Annotated in this window: 22 protein-coding genes; 10 read left to right on the forward strand and 12 right to left on the reverse strand. The window is 56.3% G+C overall.

The window, feature by feature from the left end:
• Positions 1 to 147: 147 nt before the first annotated feature.
• Positions 148 to 2,541, forward strand: coding sequence for a hypothetical protein (locus H7846_RS14980; RefSeq protein WP_186693188.1), 2,394 nt, complete (start codon positions 148 to 150; stop codon positions 2,539 to 2,541).
• A 95-nt stretch (positions 2,542 to 2,636) separates the two neighbouring features.
• Here H7846_RS14980 and nusB read toward each other — a convergent pair whose 3' ends face one another.
• The 3 genes from nusB to H7846_RS14995 all read right to left on the reverse strand — a co-directional run bounded on the left by nusB (position 2,637) and on the right by H7846_RS14995 (position 5,163).
• Positions 2,637 to 3,059: a transcription antitermination factor NusB gene (nusB, locus tag H7846_RS14985; protein ID WP_186693190.1), complete on the reverse strand. Its 423-nt coding sequence runs from the start codon at positions 3,057 to 3,059 to the stop codon at positions 2,637 to 2,639.
• On the reverse strand, positions 3,059 to 3,934 hold the full coding sequence (gene ribH, locus H7846_RS14990; RefSeq protein ID WP_186693191.1) for a 6,7-dimethyl-8-ribityllumazine synthase: 876 nt from the start codon (positions 3,932 to 3,934) through the stop codon (positions 3,059 to 3,061). Before ribH ends, nusB begins: the two co-directional genes overlap by 1 nt.
• 212 nt (positions 3,935 to 4,146) lie before the next feature.
• The gene (locus H7846_RS14995; RefSeq protein ID WP_186693193.1) at positions 4,147 to 5,163 is read right to left on the reverse strand and encodes a YncE family protein; all 1,017 of its coding nucleotides are present in this window, start codon (positions 5,161 to 5,163) and stop codon (positions 4,147 to 4,149) included.
• A gap of 126 nt (positions 5,164 to 5,289) precedes the next feature.
• Here H7846_RS14995 and H7846_RS15000 point away from each other — a divergent pair, with 126 nt between their 5' ends.
• The 4 genes from H7846_RS15000 (at position 5,290) to H7846_RS15015 (ending at position 9,486) form a co-directional block, all read left to right on the forward strand.
• Complete coding sequence (locus tag H7846_RS15000) at positions 5,290 to 6,087, forward strand: enoyl-CoA hydratase/isomerase family protein (protein ID WP_255460667.1); 798 nt, start codon at positions 5,290 to 5,292, stop codon at positions 6,085 to 6,087.
• Positions 6,088 to 6,785: 698 nt separating this feature from the next.
• Positions 6,786 to 7,346, forward strand: coding sequence for a hypothetical protein (locus H7846_RS15005; protein ID WP_186693195.1), 561 nt, complete (start codon positions 6,786 to 6,788; stop codon positions 7,344 to 7,346).
• Positions 7,347 to 7,454: 108 nt separating this feature from the next.
• Positions 7,455 to 8,969, forward strand: a complete 1,515-nt coding sequence (gene mctP, locus H7846_RS15010) for a monocarboxylate uptake permease MctP (protein ID WP_186693197.1) — start codon at positions 7,455 to 7,457, stop codon at positions 8,967 to 8,969.
• A 52-nt stretch (positions 8,970 to 9,021) separates the two neighbouring features.
• Positions 9,022 to 9,486: a DUF1440 domain-containing protein gene (locus tag H7846_RS15015; protein WP_186693199.1), complete on the forward strand. Its 465-nt coding sequence runs from the start codon at positions 9,022 to 9,024 to the stop codon at positions 9,484 to 9,486.
• Between the two features lie 9 nt (positions 9,487 to 9,495).
• Here the strand turns inward: H7846_RS15015 and H7846_RS15020 are convergent, their stop codons facing one another.
• The 5 genes from H7846_RS15020 to H7846_RS15040 all read right to left on the reverse strand — a co-directional run bounded on the left by H7846_RS15020 (position 9,496) and on the right by H7846_RS15040 (position 14,045).
• Positions 9,496 to 10,548 (reverse strand): purine nucleoside permease, encoded by a 1,053-nt coding sequence (locus H7846_RS15020; protein WP_186693201.1) that lies wholly within the window; start codon positions 10,546 to 10,548, stop codon positions 9,496 to 9,498.
• A gap of 35 nt (positions 10,549 to 10,583) precedes the next feature.
• Complete coding sequence (locus H7846_RS15025) at positions 10,584 to 11,267, reverse strand: 7-carboxy-7-deazaguanine synthase QueE (protein WP_186693203.1); 684 nt, start codon at positions 11,265 to 11,267, stop codon at positions 10,584 to 10,586.
• 9 nt (positions 11,268 to 11,276) lie between these two features.
• The gene (gene queD, locus H7846_RS15030) at positions 11,277 to 11,654 is read right to left on the reverse strand and encodes a 6-carboxytetrahydropterin synthase QueD (protein ID WP_186693204.1); all 378 of its coding nucleotides are present in this window, start codon (positions 11,652 to 11,654) and stop codon (positions 11,277 to 11,279) included.
• A gap of 98 nt (positions 11,655 to 11,752) precedes the next feature.
• Positions 11,753 to 11,998 (reverse strand): hypothetical protein, encoded by a 246-nt coding sequence (locus H7846_RS15035; protein ID WP_186693206.1) that lies wholly within the window; start codon positions 11,996 to 11,998, stop codon positions 11,753 to 11,755.
• Positions 11,999 to 12,029: 31 nt separating this feature from the next.
• Complete coding sequence (locus H7846_RS15040) at positions 12,030 to 14,045, reverse strand: ATP-dependent DNA helicase (RefSeq protein WP_186696416.1); 2,016 nt, start codon at positions 14,043 to 14,045, stop codon at positions 12,030 to 12,032.
• Positions 14,046 to 14,208: 163 nt separating this feature from the next.
• Here H7846_RS15040 and der point away from each other — a divergent pair, with 163 nt between their 5' ends.
• Entirely contained in the window at positions 14,209 to 16,008 is a 1,800-nt protein-coding gene (der, locus tag H7846_RS15045; RefSeq protein ID WP_186693207.1) for a ribosome biogenesis GTPase Der, read from the forward strand.
• A 42-nt stretch (positions 16,009 to 16,050) separates the two neighbouring features.
• On the opposite strand, the gene H7846_RS15050 is transcribed toward der, so the two are convergent.
• Both H7846_RS15050 and trmFO read right to left on the reverse strand, forming a co-directional pair.
• The gene (locus H7846_RS15050) at positions 16,051 to 16,656 is read right to left on the reverse strand and encodes an acetate uptake transporter (protein WP_222597517.1); all 606 of its coding nucleotides are present in this window, start codon (positions 16,654 to 16,656) and stop codon (positions 16,051 to 16,053) included.
• Between the two features lie 140 nt (positions 16,657 to 16,796).
• Complete coding sequence (gene trmFO, locus H7846_RS15055) at positions 16,797 to 18,203, reverse strand: methylenetetrahydrofolate--tRNA-(uracil(54)-C(5))-methyltransferase (FADH(2)-oxidizing) TrmFO (RefSeq protein WP_186693208.1); 1,407 nt, start codon at positions 18,201 to 18,203, stop codon at positions 16,797 to 16,799.
• A gap of 512 nt (positions 18,204 to 18,715) precedes the next feature.
• On the opposite strand from trmFO, the gene H7846_RS15060 reads away from it, so the two are divergent.
• The gene (locus H7846_RS15060) at positions 18,716 to 19,249 is read left to right on the forward strand and encodes a DUF4232 domain-containing protein (protein WP_186693209.1); all 534 of its coding nucleotides are present in this window, start codon (positions 18,716 to 18,718) and stop codon (positions 19,247 to 19,249) included.
• Between the two features lie 167 nt (positions 19,250 to 19,416).
• Positions 19,417 to 20,097 (forward strand): PEP-CTERM sorting domain-containing protein, encoded by a 681-nt coding sequence (locus H7846_RS15065; RefSeq protein WP_186693210.1) that lies wholly within the window; start codon positions 19,417 to 19,419, stop codon positions 20,095 to 20,097.
• A 61-nt stretch (positions 20,098 to 20,158) separates the two neighbouring features.
• Here H7846_RS15065 and H7846_RS15070 read toward each other — a convergent pair whose 3' ends face one another.
• Entirely contained in the window at positions 20,159 to 20,647 is a 489-nt protein-coding gene (locus H7846_RS15070; protein ID WP_186693211.1) for a GNAT family N-acetyltransferase, read from the reverse strand.
• Between the two features lie 101 nt (positions 20,648 to 20,748).
• Positions 20,749 to 22,137, reverse strand: coding sequence for a dicarboxylate/amino acid:cation symporter (locus H7846_RS15075; protein WP_186693212.1), 1,389 nt, complete (start codon positions 22,135 to 22,137; stop codon positions 20,749 to 20,751).
• A gap of 102 nt (positions 22,138 to 22,239) precedes the next feature.
• On the opposite strand from H7846_RS15075, the gene H7846_RS15080 reads away from it, so the two are divergent.
• Positions 22,240 to 22,803 (forward strand): YybH family protein, encoded by a 564-nt coding sequence (locus tag H7846_RS15080; protein WP_255460668.1) that lies wholly within the window; start codon positions 22,240 to 22,242, stop codon positions 22,801 to 22,803.
• 512 nt (positions 22,804 to 23,315) lie between these two features.
• Complete coding sequence (locus H7846_RS18030) at positions 23,316 to 24,101, forward strand: sensor histidine kinase (protein WP_255460669.1); 786 nt, start codon at positions 23,316 to 23,318, stop codon at positions 24,099 to 24,101.
• Positions 24,102 to 24,151: the final 50 nt, after the last annotated feature.

Raw genomic sequence — 24,151 nt, forward strand, 5'->3', positions numbered from 1 at the left:
TGTCAACAATAGGGGCTCAAAGGAAGCATTTTCCTCTCCCTCAGCCCTAGTCCCTGATCCCTCGCCTCATTTACACTGAAGCCTCGGGAATCCAGCGTTTGCGGTACAGACCGTCTAACTTGTGTCCCGGTTGGACGGGGAGGTTTAATGCGTCGTTTCATTGCTCTGGCAGTTTTGTTTCTCTTTTCAATTCCATTTGGAATTTCCATCTCGGGCTGCTCGAAAGGCACTCGTATCGCCTTCTGCAACGGCGACACCGGCCCCGTCATCGGCCAGGCAGTCAGTATTGCCCTGACGCCGAAGATTTATGGCGTCTCCCTTAACTTCGGACAGATCGGTCAGGTCTCCTCGCCAACAGCAATCGACTGCAAAGGCTCCACGGTCACCATCTCTTCATATACCTATGGTGTCTTCGACGCCAACGGGAAAGCCACTCTGGATATCGCCGACGTCGTCCCTTCCGGTGCGAATGCAGGAAAACTCTGCGCCGGAACCTGGAACCGCAATACCGGCGGCGGAATTCCCGACTACACCACCTGCAATCCCACCAACAAGACCGGAGAAGTCTACGTCGTCGCCTCCGGCGGCGGAGCCAACAGCAACCCGCTCCCGATCTTCATCCACCCCAAGGCCACCAGCGTGGTGCTCGGAGCACCTACACCTTCATCGGCCTGTGCTGCCGATCCAGACCTGACGGGCCAGTCCTCCAACTGCTGCCCGCTCTCCCAGCAAGCTACCGTCAAGGCTGATCCCTATGACGGTCTGACCTGCATCTCGCAAGGACAAAGCCGCCAGCTCGTCGCACGCGTCACTGATGCTGACGGAAACTTCATCACCTGCAAGGTCGGCCACCTTAACTTTGCCGCTCAGTCCACCGCCATCGCCACCATCGACGAAAACGGTATTGCTACTGCGCAGCAGCCGGGCTCGACCGTTATCAGTGCGAACCTTACCCAGGCAGGTTCCAGTGCAGGCTTCTTCTCAACCTGCGCTCCGACATCGATCTCGCTGACCGTCCCCAGCACAAGCGGCAACGTAACCAGCGCTACGGTCAATCAGAACACGCCCCAGCCTCTCTCTGCTGTCGCAAAAGACCAGAATGGAACCACCCTGACTGGTCTCGCCCTCACCTTTGTCTCCACGACTCCCATCACAATTCCGGTGGCCTCCAGCGGCACGGTCACTCCAACCTTCCCTGGGGCCGCAGCAATTACTGCCCTCTGCCAGCCGCCTTCCTGCAATCCTTCACCGAATAATGAGATCGGCCTCTTCGGGAACGGAAAGCCAATCGCCTCGAATCCCGTGAACATCACGACACCCGGTACGAACAGCTCCCTGATCTGGGTGGGCAGCACACAGTCGCGCTACATTCTGCCGGTGGACTTCACGAACCTCACGCTTGGCACCCCGGTGCGCCTGCCCTTTGCTCCCAATTCGATGGTCCTCTCCAACGATGGGGCCTCCATCTACATGGGAACCCCAACCGAGCTGATGGTCTTCAGCGCCACGACAAACAGCCTCTCCAAGGAAGACAACTCCGTCGCCGGACAGGTCCTCGCTGTCTCTCCGGACGGTTCCTCGCTCATCATCTCGGATCCGCGCAAACAGATCATCTATCTCTACTCCACGGCCTCGACCGGGGGTGGAGCGAACTCCACTTATGGTGGTGTCGCAACCCATGCCGAGTTCACCCAGGACAACCAGACCGTCTACATTACCCTGGGCACACCGGATCCAAGCGACCCGACCAATCCTCAGAAGTTCACCCCAACCAATCAGCTCCTGGTTCACTCCACCTTCACCGGCTGGACCCAGATCACGCTTCCCAACGCCGCTTCTGATCTCGCGATCACTGTCCCTAGCGTCGGTGCTTATCTGGCTGGAAATCCCACCACGGCACGTAGCTACTGCGCCAGCACCACCATCTCCGGCACAGGAACCAACCAGACCGTCACCAATAACTATTACCCGCTTGCAGACAGCGCCTCGGTTCCCACCGATCGCGTCGCCGCAACCAACGACGGCCTGCACATCCTCGGAGCAACGGTCGCCAACGGCGGCACCCTAACGGATATTGCCTTCAAAGCCGGTGGGTTGCCCATCAACGCCTGCCCCCAGACAGTGGATCCGAACTACTTCGGCAATCAACGAAATTCCATCAATAGCCAGGCGCTTGGAGTCACCGCCAGCACCATCACCGGAGTCATTCCAGCCTCCAACTCCAGTGTGGCCTTTGTCACCTATCTGGGCTCGGGAGGTTCGCTCCCTGCCTACACCCCATCGACCGGAGCTATCACGCAGATTCCTTTGCAGGGCGTCACCGCTCCTGTGGCAGGAACCATCAGCGCCGATAACCTGACTCTCTTCCTCGGGACCTCAGGCGACAACAAGGTTCATCTGATCAACACCAAGACCCTGACCGACGATCCTTCGAAGGCCATCGCCCCCAACTTGCCGCTTTATATCAACGGAAGCGATAATCCTTCGACCTTCGTCACCCCCGACCTCATCGTCCAGTTCCCACGCAAGGCCACCTCGTAAGAACTGGCGAATAGAACAAAAGAAAGCCCGCTCCTCGGAGCGGGCTTTCTTCTTTCCCTTAGATCTTAGAGATATTTCCTGACACTAAAACCGCTCTACCCTAGCCGCTGCTTCAGCAAGTCCCGCGCAATTGCATCCAGCACTCCGTTCAGAAAGTGCACGCTCTCCGGAGCAGCATACCGCCGCGCTACTTCCAGCGACTCATTGATCACAATCGCTGCCGGGGTATTCGGGCTCCCCATCATCTCTGCGACCGCCGCCCGAATCAGGTTGCGATCCACTACAGCCATGCGCTCCAGGCGCCAGTTTTGCGCGTGCGCTTCGATCAACTTATCGATCTCTGGCTGCTTCGCGATCGCAACGCGATAGATGTCCTCCGCGAAGGCTCTCGTATCTTCATCCACATCATCGCGTGAACTCCAGAAGACCTTCTCCACCTGCTCCGGACTCTGCTTTCCCAAATCGCCCTGGAACAGCATCTGCATCGCCAGCTCGCGGGACTTCCTTCGTGTTCCCATTACTTCCCGCCCTCTTCTGCGCGAATCTTTCGCTGAATCGAAACCATCTCGATCGCAGCAATCGCTGCCTCAAATCCTTTATTCCCTGCCTTGATTCCAGCACGGTCCAGCGCCTGTTCCAACGTTTCGCATGTCAACACGCCAAAGGCATGTGGAATCCCGGTATCCTGCTGCGACTGTCCAATCCCGCGAGACACCTCGTTATAGATCGCCTCGTAGTGAGCCGTCTCTCCACGAATCAGGCAAGCCAGCGTCACAATCGCATCGAACTTCTTTGTCTCCGCCAGCGTTCGCGCTGCAGAAGGAACTTCCCAGGCGCCCGGCACCCTCACAATCTCTACATCGGCTTTGGCCGATCCACTCCGATATAACGCATCCAACGATCCCTGCAGCAATCGGTCGGTGATCACCGCATTCCAACGTGCCACCACAATGGCAAACCGCATCCCTTTCGAGGAGAGGTCACCCTCAAGTGCTACCGGCTTTCCGTGCAAAGGATTCTCCGACTGCCAGAACCCCAGCACAAGCCCATCCTCCAGCTTTACCGTAAACAAACGGCTGTTCCAGTGCGTCAGCTCCGGTTTGCTCAGCAACGCCGGGACCTCTTCACTGCGATAGTTCGCCAGCATCCACCGCTCCACCGCCGCATGGACCGCATCCAGTCCCATCACTTCAATCAAAATCGGAGGGACCGCAGGCGCACGCCCCGTCATCAACTCCAGATTTCCCAGTGGAGCCAGCAGCGCAGTTCCTCGCCCCTCAGTGTCCTGCCAGCCCTTGCCCTGCTCAAATCCCAACGAGAGCAGCAGGTGATTCAGCCTGTCGAGAGCCTCCGCCGAGGCCACCTCGCGCACCAGCGTCATTCCTTTGATCATGTGTTCGATTGTATCGTTCCGTTGAGGTATGACTGAAAAGTGCCGCATCCCCACGCACTCGCAGCAGACTAAAACAAGTAGGTCGTGCGCGCAGGCACGACCTACTTGTTCCGCTGATCGGTTTGTTAAGAGCGCGGCTTTAGCCGTGCCGCAAGAGTTTATTGAGGAAAGGGCTTAGCCTCTGAGGGCTGCGACATTCCTCAAATCTGCCCCTACTGACGAGACACAACAACAATCGTGAAGCTATCCGGTTTCGCCTTCGGACGCCCAGTTGCACCAGGAGCCTGTGGCTCAAACTCCGCCGTCGGCAGATAGATTTTCTGCGTCATCGCATCGACATCCATCGTTCTCGCCCCTGAAGCTGTCTTTACCGTCTGCACAACACCAAATTTCCCTGCTGTCTCTCCGACAACCGTCAGCGACCCATCGCGGCAGCTCGCAAAGGCTTGTCCACCGTAAACCCTCGTCGCATCCACACCATCCCCGATCGGAAGATCGGATAGAACCTTGCCCGTCTCCGTGCTCATCACGATCATCTTCGCCGGCTTGCGGCAACCGATGAAGAGGCGCTTGCCCTTGGTGTCGATCGACATGCCCACTGGAGATCCGCCAGGTGCCACAGGCCAGTGCGCAATCACCTTCCTCGCTTTTAGATCGACCACTGCAACCTGGTTCTTGTCCTCGAGGTTGATATAGGCCTTACCTGCTCCATCCACCGCAAGAAACTCAGGTGCGCCGCCAAGTTCGATCGGAGGATCAATCTTCCCATTCACCGGATCGACTCCTGGCTTGATGGTCATCAGCACACCCTTATCGCCGGAAACCGCAAGAACAAGATCGCTGGCACGGTCGTAAATAATGCCATCAGAGTCAGGTTCGGACGCAAGTTTCCCCAACACCCCATAGGTCTTCAGATCGAACACCACAATGGCGCCGCCACCGTCCGTGATAAATCCGCGACCGACCTGGGGAACAAGGGCAACACCATGCGCATTCTTCTGACCTGGAATATCCCCGAGCGTCTTGCCGGAGTCGGCATCGATCACCATAGTGTGGGTGCTGCGCGGAACAAACAAGCGATGGTTGGGTGCATCGACGGTGAGGTAATCCCACCCTCCCGTTCCACCGATGTGCATGGTCTTTTCCACTCCCCAGTGTGTCTGCGCCAGCACCGGGAAAGATCCGGCGAGCAACGTGAGTGCGAGGGCGGTTCTGCTTACGATCTGCATGAAAAGGCTCCTGAACTTCGCCTGTGAGTATCTCGCTCCAAGCTGAAGCGAAGCTGAAGACAGATTCGTGTTTCTGTAAAAATTTGAAAACGATATCGCAGTACCATATCGGCAACAGGAGTTCTCATGACCGATCACGCAATCATCTCCGAAACGCTGCTCTGCGAGATCAAAGACCAGATCGCCACTGTCACGATCAATCGCCCCCAGGTCCTCAACGCCCTCAGCATTCAGGTCTTTACCGATCTCGAGCACGTCTTTACTCAACTTGCCAAAGATCCTGATGTTCGCGTCATCCTTCTCACTGGAGCGGGTGAAAAAGCATTTGCTGCAGGTGCCGATATCAAGGAGCTGGTCGAGACCACTCGCATCACTGGCCAGTCTCTCTCGCGTCGCGGCCATCGCATCTTCCGTCAGATCGAGACTTGCGGAAAGCCTGTCCTCGCCCTCATCAACGGCTTCGCTCTCGGTGGAGGCTGCGAGCTTGCCCTTGCTTGCACCCTGCGCATCGCTGCAGATTCTGCAAAACTCGGTCAGCCGGAAGCTCGCCTCGGGCTCATCCCCGGCTACGGCGGAACGCAACGCCTTCCCCGCCTTATCGGTCAGTCAGCCGCCTTGAAACTCCTCCTCACTGGAGAACGAATCGACGCTGCCGAAGCACTCCGGCTTGGATTAGTCGACGAAGTCGTTCCTTTGGCAGAGCTCTACCTCCGTGGCCAGCAGCTTGCCAGCTCCATCCTCGCCATGGCCCCACTCGCTGTCGCTGGATGCCTCGAAGCCGTATACAAAGGAGCCGACCGCGACCTCGACTCCGCTCTCGGCATCGAGAGCCGAATCTTCGGCCGACTGTCTGCCACCGCAGACAAAGCAGAAGGAATCCGCGCCTTCCTTGAAAAACACACCCCCATCTGGACCGGGAAATAGCGTTCCTTATCCCGTATCATCTTGACCGTCGGCCCGAAGGGTCAAAGTGGAGAGATCTGCTTCTCCACTGCAAATACGCCACCCCAGCGTGCGCCATTTCGAGCGAAGTCCTGAATAGGCTGAGTCGAGAAATCCCCGCATTTTTACCTCACAACGCTCTTCCATCTCTTTCGCACCCATCGCACTCACTCTCCACTCCCGTCATTCTGAGCCGCATAGCGCCGAAGAGTCCCTGTATTTAGTTTTGTCAAGCCCCGGATTCATCCAAACCAAACAAATCAAACCTACTTCCACGTTGCAGATTCACCCTCACCCAATTGCTAGAATTTAAGAAGAACAACACAACAGAAACCCATGACCGATCCGGCACTGGCCGCACTCAACCTACCCCTCGCTCCTTGGGGTGTCATCTCGAGCGAAGCGGCGCAGCTGGGGCGTCGAAGAGCCTGCCCTGGAAAGGATCTACGGTAGTCGGAATCTCCAGCGCACTTTAAGTGCCTTGAATGCAATACTTTGGGCACAACCTATTTAGATGGAATACTTTGCAGGTATATGTTCTCGTAAACAACACAAAACAGATACTTTGTATCTTTAAGATAGGGGGGAGGAGGCCTTTGAAGAGTACTTCACACACAACGAGTGCCTCGTCGAGAACTGCGGCAAAAGTGCCGTTAAACCCTGATATTCTGTTATCCGATATGCAAACCCCCACCGGCCGATCCCTTTTGCGGATCGCCCTGACTAGCGCTCTGGCCCTCCCACTTGCCCTCACCGGCTGCAGCAGCAGCTCCTCTCAAGCAGCCTCTGCGACCACCCTGCCTCAGCAGCAGCAGGAAGCGTTAAATGCCGCGCGGCAACAGCTGGATATGATTCCTCCGCCCTCCAAAACTCGCTATATGGCGATCAGCACTCTCAGCTCGTGGGAGAATCCCTATCTCACGGTTCAGGGAAGCATGGTCACGCTGCACGTCCTCATGGCCGATGGAAACACGAGCAGCCTCGGCCAAGGCGGAATGTTGCGCCCCGTTGGCGCTCGCCGCCGCAATCTGGATGTCCGCATTAACGATCTTCCGACAGCTCTCAATGCCATTCCTCAGAATGCCTGGCCCTATGGTCGAGTTATTGCTGTAGAAGAAGCGCACGGAGTTCCCGTCAATGCGCGACCAGAGGTCCGGCGTAACGTAGAAACGGTCCTCAAGACCCTCGGAGATCTCGGCGTCGTCGCTTACGAATGGAACGATACCGGCCGCGGACTCTGAGATCCGCTCAGCCGCAACGAAAACCATAGAGTAAGCGCAACGAACATATCAGGGTCGTTCAATACAGTAAGATTCTTCTTGATCCTAATCTTCATGGAGAACTGCTGATTGCACTCAACCGCGCTCTCTGTCTTCTGCCTCTTTTTCCTTCTCGTCACACTGGCAGGCTTCTGGGCAGCACGCTGGAGAAGGCCTGCCGCCGGCATTGCCTCGCTTGAAGAATGGGGACTGGCGGGACGCAGTTTCGGAACCTGGATCACATGGTTCCTGATCGGCGGCGATCTCTACACGGCCTACACCGTCATCGCGGTTCCCGCAGCACTCTACGGCGCGGGAGCCCTCGGATTCTTCGCCGTTCCCTACGCGGTCATTGCGTATCCCTACATGATGGTCGTACTGCCCCGCCTTTGGCGAGTCTGCCATCGCCATGGCTACGTGACCTTCGCAGACTTCGTCAACGGCCGCTACGGCAACCGCTGGCTGACCATCGCGATCGCGATCACCGGCATTCTGGCCTTAATGCCGTACATCGCGCTCCAACTGGTCGGGATGAAAGTCGTCATCTCCGCCATGGGGCTCAACGGCGAGTGGCCCCTGGCCGTCGCCTTCATCATCCTCGCCGCGTACACGTACTCTAGCGGTCTGCGCGCTCCGGCAGTTATCGCCATCGTCAAGGACGTGATGCTCTACATCATGGTTCTCGCCGCGCTCATCTTTATCCCTATCCAACTCGGCGGATACGGACGTGTCTTCGAGCTCGCAAATCAGGCGCTCGCCACGCATACGCCGCCTGCAACGATTTTGCTCAAGCCCAGCCAGTTCCTGGGTTACTCAACTCTGGCGATTGGCTCTGCCCTCGCCTTGATGCTCTATCCACACACTGCAACGGCGGTGCTTTCGGCCAGCAGTCCGAATGTCGTCCGGCGAAACGCGGCCATGCTTCCTGCCTACAGCTTTTTGCTCGGCCTGATCGCTCTGCTCGGATATCTCGCTCTCGCAGCCGGAATCCAGACGAAGGACACCAGCGCCTCCGTTCCGCTGCTCTTCCTGAAATCCTTCCCCGAGTGGTTTGCCGGATTCTGCCTTGCCGCCGTTGCCATCGGCGCACTGGTTCCAGCTGCGATCATGTCAATCGCAGCCTCAAATCTCTTCACACGTAACCTCTATGGAACCTTTGCCAGGCGCAAGATGCAGCCCAGCGAAGAATCTGCCATGGCGAAAGCCGTCTCACTCGTCGTCAAGTTTGGAGCGCTGGCCTTCGTCCTCTACCTGCCAACACCTTATGCCATTGAGATGCAGCTTCTCGGCGGCATCTGGATGTGCCAGCTCGTCCCTTCGATTGTGATCGGAGTCTTCTCCCGCTGGTTCCATCCCTGGGCGCTGTTGCTGGGCTGGGCCGTCGGCATGGCATCTGGAACAGCCATGGCTACCTCGCTTCACCTCAAGAGCTCCGTCTACCCACTGCACCTCCCTGCATGGCTCGGCGGAACATATGCCATGTACGCTGCCATTCCAGCGTTGCTCCTGAACCTCGCGATCTCAGCTCTGCTCACCCTCGTCTTTCGCGCAGCAAAGTTCAACTCAGGGACAGACTCCACCGATGCCTCCGCCTATGTCGGATAGTTCTGGCATTACTGCGACATCCGACGTAGCATCCTACTCACGTGAACAGCCTATGAGAAAACGAACCCGTTCCATCGCCAAAGGAGCTGTCGCAGGACTCATCGGCGGCATCATCGCAACAGCAGTCAAATCTGCGGTTGAAAAGGCTTATCCTGCGCAACCCCACGGCAAGCCAACGCCTTCAGCGCTGCTCGATCGCAAGATCGCGGGCCATGAGCTATCGGTACGACAAAAGCGAATTGCGCACAAAACCCTCCACTGGGGCTTTGGAGCCACCGCTGGAGCAGCTTACGGTGTTCTCGCCGAGTACTACCCTCCGGCGACTTCGAAGCAAGGAGTGAACTTCGGGATGGCTCTTGTGGCCATGACCCACGACTCCTCGCTACCGGTCCTAGGTCTTGTGGCCAAGCCTGAAGCCCAGAACACGCGAGAACGCACCAGCGAACTCGCCTCAAACATCGCATACGGTGTCGTCACGGAGACAGTACGCCGCATCGTCCGCCGCCTGATCGACTAAAAAGCAGCATCACTGCGCAGGGATATGATCGCGGGTCTTATCCCAGTTGGCAACGAGAGCATCCACAACGACGTGACCTACACGATACGCTGCATCCAGTGAAGGCATATACGCACTGTATTGGCGAATCTTGGTCTCTGCCAGACTCTCAGCAGCAGTGACGTCCTCACGCTGCTGGTCATAGTTGGAAGCAGCGCGTAATACAAGTACGCGATGAATATCGACCTTCCCTGCTCTCGCCAGCCAGCTAAGGGACTGTAGTGTTCCGGTGTCTTCCATGCCGCAGACCGCGTAGGTTCCCTTTCCGTCGGTCTGGTACTTTACCCAATCACGCGCCCACTGGTTCATCAACTTGCCGTGCCAGAAGGTCGAAGCGGAAAGATTATCCCCGCGCAGAACAAACGGAGGTCGTTTCGCTGCTTCCTCTGGAAACTGCTGACGTCGCTCACGCATCTGCGGAGTGTCCTGCAGCTTAATGTCCTTCGTTAGGCCGAATGCCCAATCGACCAGCGCGGGATTCAGGTGGTAGACAATACCATCGTCTCCGAAGCGTGCAGCGCGAGGTTGTTCATACGGAGTCGATTTGCCGAGGGGAACATAGCCGGTCTTCCAGTCCTTCGGAATCTCCCGTGCATCGATCTCATGGGCCAGGTCACCATCGACGATGTAATCTGACCACACCGCCGAACCGATCGATCCCATCTGCGGGTCAATTCCTGCGATACCTGCAACCACGAAATATGCGTGCGTCAGATCGAAGCGCGGATCATTCCCAAGCGCCATGATGGTGGCCGCAGCGCGCGCCGTACCGACTCCTGTCACGACACCAAGTACGCCATCCTTGTTCAGTCGCAGATCGTGGTAGCCCTGCGGGAACGGCAATACGGTATCCAAATGCTCACGTTCCACCCAATACTGGTACTCGCCGGGAACATCGCCTGTGTCGTCGCCAACTTCAAACATAGTGACAACAACGGCCTTAATCTCAATTGGTTTTGCAGGGACCTGGGCAAAGACACACGCCGACGTCAGCAGCAGAAAAAGAGCGGAAAGAAAGCGCATAACTGATGTTATCAACTCGCGACAGTCACCTGAAGCTAGACGCCCTTCTTCTGCGGTTCCCAGATGAACTTATGGATCTGCAACGAAAGACGCGCAGGCAAGCCATCTTCCAGCATCCATTCGACCAGCTTGCGCGGGTCAAGCGCCATGTTGTCAGCAGTTCGCAGCGGAGAAGGGATTTTCTGGAATGCGGGCGAAAGCAGTATCTGACCAGCCTTTTGCTCCGGACGATGTTCACCGATAAAGTTTCGAGCAAACTCATAGTCCGCACGATCCGAAATAACGAACTTCACCTCGTCGTTCTGCGTCAGCGCGTCGAGATTCTCCATCCGAAAGCTGTTCGCCGCTGCCCCTGCCCCCGGACACTTTACATCGACGATCTTGTGCACCGCCTTCGGAACGTCGCCCAGAAGACGCTCACCCGAGGTCTCAATCATCAGAGTGTAACCAGAGGCGAGCAGACGCTCCATCAGCGGCAGAAGTTCGCGTGCCTGCAGCATCGGTTCACCACCCGTAAACTCAATCAGCTTGCAAGGTGCAAGTGCCTCAATCTGAGCGACGATTTCGTCCTGCGTAAATGGCTTTCCTCCGCTGAAGGTGTACTCGGAGTCACACCAGGCGCAGCGCAGATTGCACCCGGCAAGCCGCACAAAGATGCACGGCAATCCGGCGAAGGAAGATTCGCCTTGTACGGATTTGTAAAGCTCGATCAGGTGCATTGGCTGAGGCTACTCGTAATAGCGAGCGAAGCTGGTGTCCGTCTCGTAGAGCGTGCAGTCCTTGATCTGTACCCGGCCCCCAGTCATCTCACGAAGCTGCTTTGCCGTCTCCTGATAAAAGTAGCGGGCCAGATTCTCTGCCGAAGGATTGATCGTCGTAAAGGGTTCAAGATCGTTGATCATCTGATGATCGAGATACTCCACCACCGGCCGCATCACCTGCTTCAGCAGCTTGAAATCGAGCAGAAGGCCAGCCTCATCCAGATCTTCGCCGATCAGGGTCACGAAGACCTTGTAGTTATGGCCGTGCGGATTCTCACACTTGCCACGATAGTTGCGCAGGTAGTGGCCGGAGGAAAATCCAGCTTCTACAGTGACTTCAAACATGGTGGTTCCTAATACCTTTCAGCGGGCCGCGCAGGATAAAAGGGAGGAAAGTGGCGCAGCAGCCTAGCCTTTTCCTATTGTACCGGTTCTCCGTCGGCTTAGTGTTTGCGACGTTGCTGGCGTTCCTCTTCAACGCGGCGCTCCGCCTGCTCGAAGAGCGAAGAAAGAATCCCCGCCAGTGCGACCACCAGAGCCACAACAAAGAGTGCTAGCCCTGTGGTTCGCCATAACGAAACGTCACCCGGTGAGCCTGGTTCATGCGCAATGTTGGTATAAGCCAGACCACAGGAAATCAGCGCAAGTACCGTAAGGGTTGCAGATAAAATGTAGAGGTTCCGTCCCATGGCTTCTTCTATTCTATGACCTGCTCGAGGATTATTTTATGGCTTCCCCGGGTCGCGAGAAGAAACGTTCAACTTCGCTGATCTCGTCGGTTCGCCGATACGCCGGAAGACTATCAAGAAAGATACGCCCATAGCGTTGCCGATGGATTCGCGGGTCCAGCAACATCAATACTCCCCGGTCTTCCAGTGAGCGAATCAGGCGGCCAAATCCCTGTTTCAGCGCAATGACAGCGCTAGGAACCTGATAGTCGAAAAATGGCTTTCCGCCTGCCTCTTCAATAGCTCGCATCCTTGCCTCAACGACCGGATCAGTCGGCACAGCAAAAGGCAGTCTGTCGATAATGACGCAGCTCAATTGCTCACCCTGAACATCCACTCCCTGCCAGAAACTTGACGTGCCAAAGAGCACCGCGTTCGGTGTCTCGCGAAACTGCTGCAACAGCACATGGCGCGGCGCAGTACCGTGCAGCAGCAATTTGTAGGGAAGCTCGGCCATCATGCGCTCATGGATCGTCCGCATCTGGCTATAGCTGGTGAAAAGACAGAAGGCGCGCCCCTGTGTGATCTCAAGTACACGACGAATGCGCTCTGCGGCCCGATCCGTAAAGTCCGGCTCACGAGGATCAGGCATCGTGGGCGGCAGATATAGCAGTGCCTGCCGCTCATACTGAAAGTGCGACGGAACAATCAGTTCGCGCGCCGAGATTAGTCCGAGGCGTTTGCGAATATGCTCAAACCCGCCAGACACTGTCAGGGTTGCCGAGGTCAACACGACGCTCGCAAAGCTATCGAAGAGCGACGTCGAGAGCAACTCCGAAACATCAATTGGCGTTGCCTGCAAGTGCGTATTGAAAGCCGTATGACTCAACCCACGAGCAGCAGCCCGTACCCCACTGGTCGATCTGCGCTCAATCCAGAAGACAGTGTTCTGATCGGTAGACTCGAGGAGGAAATGCAGATGGGCGCGAATGTCCGCAGCACGCTTGCGCAATCCAGCGGACTCCTCCACGTTCTTTACTCGCTCCAGCTCGCCCTCGAGTCGGGTTAGCGCGTTCATCGTCGCGGTGTAGTAATCACCACTTTCTTCAAGGAACTCCGCGCGATGAAGAAACGGCATGCGACCAGGACCATTTTTCTCGTCCGGCAATGCAGAGAAAAACATCCTCGAGCGATTCTGCAACGTTGAACAAGCATTTTCGATCGCTGAGGTCGAAGCTCCTTTTGAGCGCAACATAATCTCGACATCGCGCACCAGTTCGTCGACGCGTTGCGTGCTCAATCCAATGCCGAAGTAATTTGAGGCCACCTCTTCCAACTCGTGAGCCTCGTCAAAGATGACTGCTCCGGCCTCCGGCAGAATGCCTGCATCCGGAGCGTTCCCTGCCTGTTGTTTAATGCTGAGGTCCGCAAAGAAAAGGTGGTGATTCACAATCACAATGTCCGACTCGAGCGCCTTGCGCCGCATCGCCGTGATGAAGCATCGCTCCCAATCAGGACAGCTCTGTCCCAGGCAAACCTCAGTGCGAGCGTCGATCTTGTGCCACAGTGCAGAGGCCTCGGGGAGAGCATCAATCTCCGCACGGTCTCCTGTCTCTGTTGTCTTCTCCCATGCGGCGATGGCCTGGAATTGCGCAATCTCTTCCAGACCGTTGAGCAACGGGTTGTCACGAAGAGCGTAGAGCTTGTGGCGACAAAGGTAGTTCCCTCGGCCTTTCATGTAGCAGATCTTTAGCGGCCCAAGCAGAGACTCAAGAAACGGAACATCCTTGAAGAAGAGCTGCTCCTGCAGGTTCTTGGTTCCGGTCGAGATAATCACGCGCTGCTGACGTTCACGCGCCAGACGCAGCGCGGGCAGCAGATAGGCGAGCGTTTTGCCCGTTCCGGTTCCTGCTTCAACAATCAGATGGCGCTTGTCTTTGAAGGCCTTCTCGACCGCCTTTGCCATCTCGTACTGTCCGGGGCGGAACTCATACGACAAGGATGAGTGTGAAAGGATACCGCCTTGCGAGAAGAACTCATGCAACGATGGAAGATGCTCCCCGGGCATAAGGGGAGGCGGAAGAACCGGAATGGGCCAGGATGTGGACAAGGCGAAGAAGCGGCAAAAGCTCCGCTGGTTTCTATAATAGACAGATTGCACATGCGCCGCGGTTAAGTGGCGATTTTCGAAGGACCTTGCCAAACCCGGCAGGGGGAAAGCTGGACATACGGTGGCAAAAGATAATCAAAAACGGCTCGGGAAAAAACACCGTCATGCCAGCACACGGCCTAAGAAGGGCCGCGCTCCTAAGGCTTCCGCAACCACCGGCGCTGTGGCCCCGAAGACGCGCAAGCGAATCTCGAACAAACAGTCCGCAACGGAGAAACTGAGTCGGCTGCCGAAACAGTCTCCTGAACGAGAGAGTCGGGTCACGCTGCGTGTCGATCAAAAGCAGCGATCGAAAGATCTGCGGCCGGCAACCTCTCGTCCGGCCAGCGAGAATTCGTCGGAACTGCGCGACTGGCGCGAGGCTGAGCTACAAGCCACCCGGTACGACGCGACTGTCGATGGCTCGAAGCGCGAAGTGCTGGACGCGAAGCCTCCACTAATCGCGATCTGTGGCCGCCCAAATGTGGGTAAATCAACACTGTTCAACCGGCTTACCGGATCGCGCCGCTCGATCGTCGGTGACGAGCCTGGTATCACACGCGACCGCATCTACGGCGAGATCGAATGGGCTGGACGCAATGTTCGCGTCGTTGATACCGGTGGCGTCATTCCGGATGACGAAGCATTAATCCCAAGCGAGATCTTTCGTCAGGCTCAAGTGGCGCTTGGAGAAGCCGACGCGATCGTGATGGTCGTCGATGGCAGAACAGAGCTTGCTGCACCTGATATTGAGCTTGCCCGCTTACTGTTGCGCGGTGGAAAACCAGTTTTCCTTGCCGTCAACAAGATGGACTCTGCCGATCTGCTGGCCGGGGCCGAGAACTTCCGTAGCCTCGGATTGCGCGACGTTCTTCCGATCTCAGCTGAACACGGCACCGGTATCGGCGACCTGCTGGACGAGGTCTTCGCTGCGTTGCCTCCCGAGACGGTCGATGAAGAGCCATCCGAGGTCATGCTGACAGCAGAAGACGAGATGGCCGAAGACGAAGATGGTCCTGTTCCCCCTCGCAAGCTGCGCACACACGGAGAGTACGAGCAGACCGAGACCAAGATCGCCATCATCGGTCGTCCAAACGTCGGCAAGTCGACGCTGTTGAATGCCCTGACTGGAACGAAACGCGCCATCGTCTCGCCGATTGCGGGAACCACGCGCGATGCAGTCGACGAGGTGGTCGAGCGCGGCGGCCACAGCTTCCGCTTCGTCGATACAGCTGGAATCCGCCGTAAGGGCAAGACGAAGTTGATGGCCGAGAAACTCTCGGTCGTGATGGCCCGTAAGCATCTTGAAGCAGCCGATGTATCGCTGTTGGTTGTCGATGCAATAGAAGGTGTCACCGCTCTGGATGCCAATATCGGCGGCTATGCGCACGAGAGCGGAAGAAGCGTAATTATCGTCGTCAACAAATGGGACGCAGTCACAACGCATCGCACCGATGGAAAACCACCAGCCGATAAGAAGGTCTATGAGCAGCAGGTCCGGGATGCGTTGAAGTATCTCGACTACGCTCCGCTGCTGTTTATCTCGGCTGCCGAGGGCATGGGCGTCGATCAGGTCTTCAAAAAGGTCGAGCTCGTCGCTCGGGAGCGGCGTAAGCGCATCTCAACGGGAAACATGAATCGCTTCCTGGAAAACATCGACTTCCAAAAGGCTTCACTGCCGATGTCGAAACGAATCCGGGTCTACTATATGACGCAGGCTGCAGTTGCTCCGCCGACATTCGTCCTTTTCACAGACAAGGATGTGAAATTACATTTCAGCTTCGAGCGGTTTCTCGCAAACCAGATCCGCGAGAAGTTCGGGTTTATCGGCTCGCCCATCTGGTTCAAGATTAAGGCTCGGAATAAGAAGAAGGCGAATTGAACGGTTTGTGGCCACCGTTGAGACACGGTGGCCACAACCGGACTAGCGCAGTATGGGCTTTCCAAGCGAGATGACTACTCGTCCTGAATGCGCGTTGAGAACCTCGATGAAGGCGACAACCAGCGCGTCAATACCGGTCAGTAATCCCAGATAACCTCCCAGGACGCCACCTCGTAGACTGCCGAGCGATCCTCCAAAATCTCCCCAGGCAAGCACGAAAAAGGTGATCCAGAGCAGAAGGAAGATGCTCCAGACGGCAAGGCTAGAGCGAAAGGTCACGAACCACATCAACAGCGTAAAAACTCCCCAGATCAACAGCACTGTGGCAATAGCTTCTGCAGGTGGCGCCTTCAACCAACCCGCTCCAACGGTCCATTGCAGAAAAGCAAACCACCACCAGAAAAGTCCGTAGGAAGTAAAGGCAACCATCCCAAAGGTGTTGCCGGTACGGAATTCCAGAATTCCCGCAATGATTTGCGCTACGCCGCCATACGCAAAGGCCAGGGGAACAACCACCGGAATTGCCTCATGTGGCAAGAGACCTGCGTTGATGCAGCTAAGAACAATCGTAGTAAGGCCGAAGCCAGCCAGACCGAGAGGTCCAGGATTTGCCTTCGGAAAGGAAGCTACTGAATCTTTTTCCATCATGCCTGCTTTTCTCCGGGACACACGAAGACCCCGGTTCTCGGAAGTTTATGGAACGTTTGTAAAAGAGCTTCCATAGTAGCTGAGCCGATGTTGAATTGGCGCTCTTTGCGCGTTCTCCGCGAGGGATGGAACCTATCGAGTTATTCAACCATCATTTTGATGGCCGATTGAAGCCATTGCTGCCATGCTTCAAGGGCGCGTTCGCACTGAATCCGATGGCGTTCCTTCTTATCGCGAATCTTCTTGCGTAGCTCCTCTTCGAGGGGAAGCAGCAGATCGAAGGTGATATTCGCGGGTTGGAAGCTCTTTGCTTCGCTATGGGTGATGTAGTGGATCAACGAACCGTGTGCAGTGAGGCGTGGCGGAGGCACCGGTGTCAGCCCTTGTGCCAGGGCAGCGGCAAAGCGTCCGGCAAGAAGTCCGCCAGCGATGGATTCGGTATAACCCTCAACTCCGCTGAGCTGGCCTGCGATGAGGATGTCAGGGCGCGAGCGAAGCTGGAGCGTCTCCGTAAGAACCGATGGCGAGTTGATGTAGGTATTGCGATGAATCTGGCCGTAGCGGAGGAATTTCGCATTCCCCAGCCCGGGGATCAAGCGCAGCACACGGGCCTGCTCTCCGTATTTGAGGTGATTCTGAAAGCCAACGAGATTGTAGGAATCGGCGCGGAGATTTTCCTGACGAAGCTGGACGACAGCATAGGGCCATCTGCCGGTGCGTGGATTGGTAAGGCCCGCGGGCTTCATGGGGCCAAAACGAAGTGTGTCGTGACCGCGACGGGCGATCTCTTCGATGGGGAGGCAGCCCTCGAAGTATTTGGGAGTCGCTAATTGCTGATTGTTCGTTGGAGAAGCCGATCCCTCCGTCTCACTGTGTGATGTAGGGATTTGTTCCCATTCCTTAGCAGGGACGGTTTCGGCGGTGGAAAGGGCCTGGATAAAGCGCTCGTACTCCTCTTTCGTGAAGGGGCAGTTGATGTAGTCGGCAGTACCTTTGTCCCAGCGGGCAGCGAAGTAGACCTTCTCCATGTCGATGGTGCTGGCATCGACGATGGGAGAGATGGAGTCGTAGAAGGCCAGGTGCTGCGATCCTGTGAGGCGTTGCAGCTCATTCACCAGCGCGGGTGACGTAAGCGGACCAGTGGCGAGGACAGTGACGACGTCGAGATCTTCGGGAAGAGACGTCATCTCTTCGCGGACGACCGTGATGCGGGGATTCTGCTCGATGAGTTGCTGGACTCGGTTTGAGAACTCAGTGCGGTCGACGGCGAGGGCATGACCGGCCGGGACGGAGGAGGCATCCGCAGCCTGGAGCAGAAAAGAGTTGGCCCGGCGCATCTCCTGCTTGAGGAGCCAGGGAGCGGAGTTCTCGCTCTCGGACTTGAGCGAGTTGGAGCAGACCAGTTCGGCGAAGTCGGAGGTCTGGTGCGCCTCGGTGGAGCGATGCGGGCGCATCTCGTAGAGAGTGACTTCACAACCGAGCGAAGCAGCCTGAAGAGCCGCTTCAGGGCCAGCTAATCCGCCGCCTATAATTTTGACTCTTTTCATAAACATGAATTCCAGATACGGCAAGGGCCAGCTAATCCGCCGCCTATAACTTTGACCTTCCTTGCCAATTGCATTCCGCCCCCCTCTATCTTTTGGTGCAAAGTATTCCATCCAAATGGGTTATCCCTGGACTATAACGGCAAAGTATTGATTCCAATGGGCTTGATCTTCAAAGTATTCCACGCAAACGACTTAGCTGTTTCGAACGACACAGCACGGCTGCCTGGATGTCGATATGCCCCTTCTTTCTATCATAAAAGGCGCGTCAAGGGTTTCGACCGGCCAAGAACCTACCTCGACGGCCAAAGTCGCAGATTTAATTGGGGATACTTTCGGCATGGTTAAAGCCAAGCCCTTAAACAAAAACGGTTCGCGCATCGCGCGAATGAACCCATCTTAGCGACGATGAGGCCGTCGCGAAGATGGGGCACCCGATTTATGGTTGGATTATCAGTTGCGTAACACCCGACGAGTGAGAGAATTGTAGGATTTTGAGCTGCGGAGGAGGGTGAATGCGCGGATGGTGGCTGGCGATTGGAGCGGTCGTACTGGTGGGATCAGTAGCCGGTGCGCAGGTACCCGGAAAGAGCTATCCGACGTGTAAGTCCGGTCAGTTGTCACTAGCAATCGATGACGAGAACGGAAATTTTGATGGAATGTCGCACTCAGGAACACTGCTGGTATTGCGCAACCTTGGACCAGAGACGTGCAGCGTGCCAGCAAAGCCGAAGGTGGAGTTCGAGGATGGCAGACAGAAATCTCTAGGAGTGACGGCGCAGACTCCGGCAGGAATGCACCCTGGCCCCGTGATGCTACCGGTTGCGATTCCGGTAGGAGCAGAAGTGACGAGCGAGCTGCGGTGGGTTTCAGGAGATGTGTATGACGGGCACAACTGTGTCTCGTCTGCTTTCCTCGCGGTGACTGTAGGAACCGATGTGTTGCGAGTGAAGGTATTAGGAACACTCTGTGGACCTGTGGGCAAACCACCAAGCTTTACGATGACGCTGTTGAAGCGAGATCCCGTATTGGCGATGTTGCGGCGATAGAGAACGCGCAGAAAATACCCATAGCCCTGCAAACAATTGCATGTCCTTTGTTTCGTTGCACTTGCCTGCTCGATACGAATAAGACTATTGTGCTTGTGGGCCCCTTCCTCCCCAAAAACTCTGGTTCAGATAACTAACTAGTCGTTCAAAAAATTGAGGAGACTTTTATGTCGATAAAGGGAATTGGTGTTGGAAGTTTGCTCCTGTTTGCAGCTGTGGTTGCAGGTTCTCCGATGGCGAAGGCTGATGGATTTGGCCTGGTATTCAATGGCGGAGGAATCAGTGGAACGGCAACCATCACCGTTTCGCCAACAGGCGTTCCGGGCGTTCCAGGTGCATACCAGATTACAGGCATCTCGGGAACGTTTAGCGATTCCACACTGGGCATTCTGAATGCATCGATCACGGGGCTTGTTCCGGTGGGACTGCCAACAGGCATCCATCCAGATGGAACGTTTATTCCGCCAGGTTCGCAGGCAGATGGGTATGGATTTTCATGGGACAACCTGTTCTATCCGGGAGGAAACTCTCCGGCGGTTTGTCCTCCTGATCCGAGTGAACCGCCGTATCCCTTTGGCGGCGGGATGTTCGACATCTACGGTTTGTTGTTCACAGTAGACGGCGGATACACGGTGGATTTGTGGAGCAACGGCGTAATACCGGGCATCGGACTAACGTATGGCATTGGCGATGCGTTGGATGGAGAGGTGCTGCATACGTTTGGCGAACCATTCTCGGGCCAGAGCGTCGATGTGGTCGCAACACCGGAACCAGCGTCACTGCTGCTGCTAGGAACGGGTGTTCTGGGTACATTGGGGATGATACGCCGCAGGCTGGCTGTTCGATAGTTGCAAGGCAATTTGTGGCGAGTGGCCATTGGGGTTTACCGATGGCCGCTCGCTTTTTCATTTATTGCAAGGCGGATTGCGCTGCGAGGGCATGGAGCGCTTCGCCGTCGATGCGCATGATGCGCCATTCGTTAAGCATGTGCGCTCCCATCTTCTCGTAGAAGTCGATCGCAGGCTGGTTCCAGTCGAGGACGTGCCATTGAAAGCGATCGCCGCGCTCAAGGGCGATGGAGGCGAGACGAGCAAAGAGAGCTTTGGCAATTCCCTTACGACGGAAGATGGGGCGGACGAATAGGTCTTCGAGGTGAATACCGGCGTTTCCTCGCCAGGTGGAGTAGAAGGGAAAATAGAGCGCCATTGCGGCGGGCTGACCATCCCACTCCGCGATGAGGCACTGAAAGACGGGACGGGGGCCGAAGCCGTCGCGGAGGAGATCAGCGGCGGTGGCGATAGCAGCGTCAGGCTGTCGCTCGTAGGCAGCTAGCTCGCGGATGAAGGCGAGCATCTCGGGAACGTCGTCTGGAATAGCTTCGCGGATCAGAAGAGACATGGGATTCTCTTCAGGGTAATGGGTTGTCAGATGGTTTGCACAGGGTTCAGTCTTTTCCATATGCCACAGGAAAAGCGGGATCCGCCCAGTGATCGTGAGAATTACTCAGAGATCCCTTTGAGAACTACATCACTCACGGGTTCGGTTCCGAACTCCCCTTCCCACTTGGCCACGACGACGGACGCGAGGCAGTTCCCTACAACATTGACGGTTGTTCGCGCCATGTCGGCGAGAGCATCCACGCCAAGCAGAACGAAGATGGGTTCTGTCGGCAGACCGAATGTTGCGGCAGTCGCCAACAGGATGACGAGGGTCGCACGAGGAACGCCAGCAACGCCTTTGCTAGTGAGCATCAACGTCAACATCATTGTGACCTGCTGGGCGATGGAGAGATGCACGCCAGCAGCCTGTGCGACAAAGATGCTGGCGGTAGCAAGGTAGAGCGTGGAGCCGTCGAGGTTGAAACTGTAGCCCGCAGGGATGACGAAGGCAACGATCCGGCGAGGAACACCGAGCGCCTCCATGGCTTCCATGGCTCTCGGAAGAGCAGCCTCGCTGGTAGAGGTCGCAAACGCGATGGTTGCAGGCTCAGCAACAGCGCTGAGGAAGCGGCGAACCGGCACCTTGAACAAAAGTGCTGCCGGAAGCAGCACAAAGAGTCCGAAAGCAAGGAGAGCACCGTAGACGGTGAGCAACAGCTTGCCGAGGTTCACCAGAACACCGAGCCCCATGTGTCCGACGGTGAAGGCCATCGCGGCTCCGACCCCGATGGGAGCGAAGTACATGACGATGTTCGTGAACCGGAACATGACCTCGCTGAGTCCTTCACAAAGTTGGAGCACGGGAGCTCGACGAGTTTCAGAAAGGCCAGCGAGAGCGATGCCAAAGAAGACCGCGAAAACGGCCACCTGAAGGATCTGCCCTTCAGCTACGGACTTTGCAATGTTCTCGGGAAAGACGTGCAGCAGAAAGTCCTGCCAGTGGGTGGGAGCGGGGGTATTCTGCGGGGCTTCGACCGTAACCGTCGATGGGATCGTAAGACCTCGTCCCGCCTGACTGAGGTTGATCGCGGTAAGTCCGACGACGAGCGCCAACGTAGTGACCACCTCGAAGTAGATGAGGCTCTTGATGCCGATGCGTCCTACTCCCTTGAGGTCACCGTGGCCGGCAATGCCCGTGACGAGCGTGGCGAAGATGAGTGGAGCAACGATGGCCTTGATGAGCCTCAGAAAGATATCGCTGAAGACTCGAAGCGAAATGGCAAAACGTGGAGCGTCAAATCCGAGCTCGGCTCCAACAACCATTGCGACGAAGATCCATGGGGTGAGCGAACGGCGTCGTGCCGCAAAGACGACCAGCAATACGGTGGCAAGCCAACGGAGAACGAGAGCGGCCTCATGCGATATATGGAACGCAGCAAGGGTAATGCCCGCTGCGTAGAGCAGAACGGCAGAGACCAGGAGGGGTCGTTCAATGGTAGAAGTACTCACCTCGCGGAAGGATATCAGTGAGATTGGGCGTGGCGGTGCAATCCTCCGCAGAAAATGGAGCGGATTTGTTGATATAAAGGGCTTCAGATACGAGGTTTTTGCATGATGTGGAAGCGAACAGTTTATGTGGCGTTAAGTATGGTTCTCACGGTATGCGTGGTAGAAGGACAGACCTCTCTTTCTTCCTTAGCGCCGGGAGGTCAGGGGCAAAAAGGACCCGAGTTGAGTCCGCTGACCCAACCCACGCTGTCGCCAGGGGTGATTCTGCTGATGGAACTGGAAGGCAAGTTTGCGCAGGCAGTCGCAACCGGTGGGGGAAAGGCTTTTTCAGAGTGGTTTACCGAGGATGCTGTCGTCCTGAACAATGGCCAGCCTGCAGCCCTGGGGAGAGGAGCGATCGCGGCCCAGGCCAAGTGGGATGCGAAGGACTACCAGTTGACGTGGACTCCCCAAGGCGCCCAGATGGGGCCTTCGAACGACATGGGTTTTACCTGGGGACACTATGAGGGGCACTCGAAGGACAAAAATGGACAACCGGTTGAGATCTCAGGACGCTACATCACCGTATGGAAAAAGATGCCGGATGGAACATGGAAAGTAGCGATGGACGCCAGCGCGAATGAGCCCCCGGCGGCGGGTGAATGCTGTGCACTACCAAAGCCGTAAGTCGCTCCCCCTAAAGAGGGATGGCCCGGTCGTCCTACGCGTCCTACGATCAAACTCCGGATATGAACCTCCTAGCGGCCAAAGAGAAAGCCTGGCCCAGCAGAGATCTTGCACAATACGACGCAGCTAATTCTGCAGTCGATTCTGTTCTTGACGACCTTGCAAGACTTGCGGCCCAGATTTGTGAAGCACCTCTCGCCATGATCAGCGTGACAGGAACTAACGCGATCTGGCTAAGAGGCGCCGCAGGAGTCGACTGCGCGCGTTTGCCACTGGAATGTCTACCTTCCAGAGGTTTTGAAGATGGCCTTTGTGAAATTCAGGACATAAGGCAGGATCCGGATTTTTCTCCCGATGGAGTACTGATCGAAGGCCGTCACTATTGTTTTTATGCGGCACTTTCTTTGGGGGCCTGTTCCGGTGGGAATGGATTACTTTCCGTTCTAGATCGGCATCCGAGGCAATTGACCGAGCCACAAACGGAGGCCTTGAAGATTCTCTGCCGACAAGCCATGAGCCGGCTCGAAATGCTGGATCGTATGCGATCGATGGGACGGTCGCCTGAGGAAGGATTTGCTCCTGCCAGACAGGATGTGGATGGCAAACACCGATCTGTGCTGGAGAAGATGAAGGACGAGTTCATCTCGACGGTGTCCCACGAGCTGCGTACCCCGCTGACTTCGCTGCGCGGTGCTCTGGGCCTACTGTCCGGCGGTGCATTGGAGACCAGGCCAGAAAAATCCAGACAGATGCTGGAGATTGCGATCAACAATACCGATCGGCTGGTGAAACTGGTCAATGACATTCTGGACCTGCAGCGCATCTCTTCAGGCAAAAGTGATCTTCGGCGAACCGACATCCTGGCCAAGGAGCTTCTGCGCAGAGCTGTAGAAATGGAGGCCATTCCACAGAATCGAATCTCTTTGACTGCCGATGAGATTTTTGTGTGGGCGGATGTCGACCTGATTGTTCAAGTTCTGCGGAACCTGCTATCGAACGCGATCAAGTTCTCTCCTGCGGAAAGCAGGATTGCCCTTTGCGCTCGCTCTCTGAATGATCAGGAGATCGTCTTCGAGATCCACGATGAAGGTCGAGGAATTCCAGAGGACAAGCTGGAGCATATCTTCGAGCGTTTCCAACAGGTCGATGCGTCCGATTCCCGTGACCTGGGAGGAACAGGACTGGGGCTGGCGATCTGTCGAAGTATCATCCACCTTCACGGCGGAAGGATCTGGGCCACCAGCACTCCCGGCAGTGAAACAACGTTCAGTTTTACTCTGCCAATCTCACAAAATTAATTTCAGCAAAAAACAACGGTCTTCTGCTGAATCAACAGAAGACCGGATGG

Origin of the sequence: Edaphobacter sp. 4G125 (assembly GCF_014274685.1) — a bacterium.
Taxonomy (GTDB): domain Bacteria; phylum Acidobacteriota; class Terriglobia; order Terriglobales; family Acidobacteriaceae; genus Edaphobacter.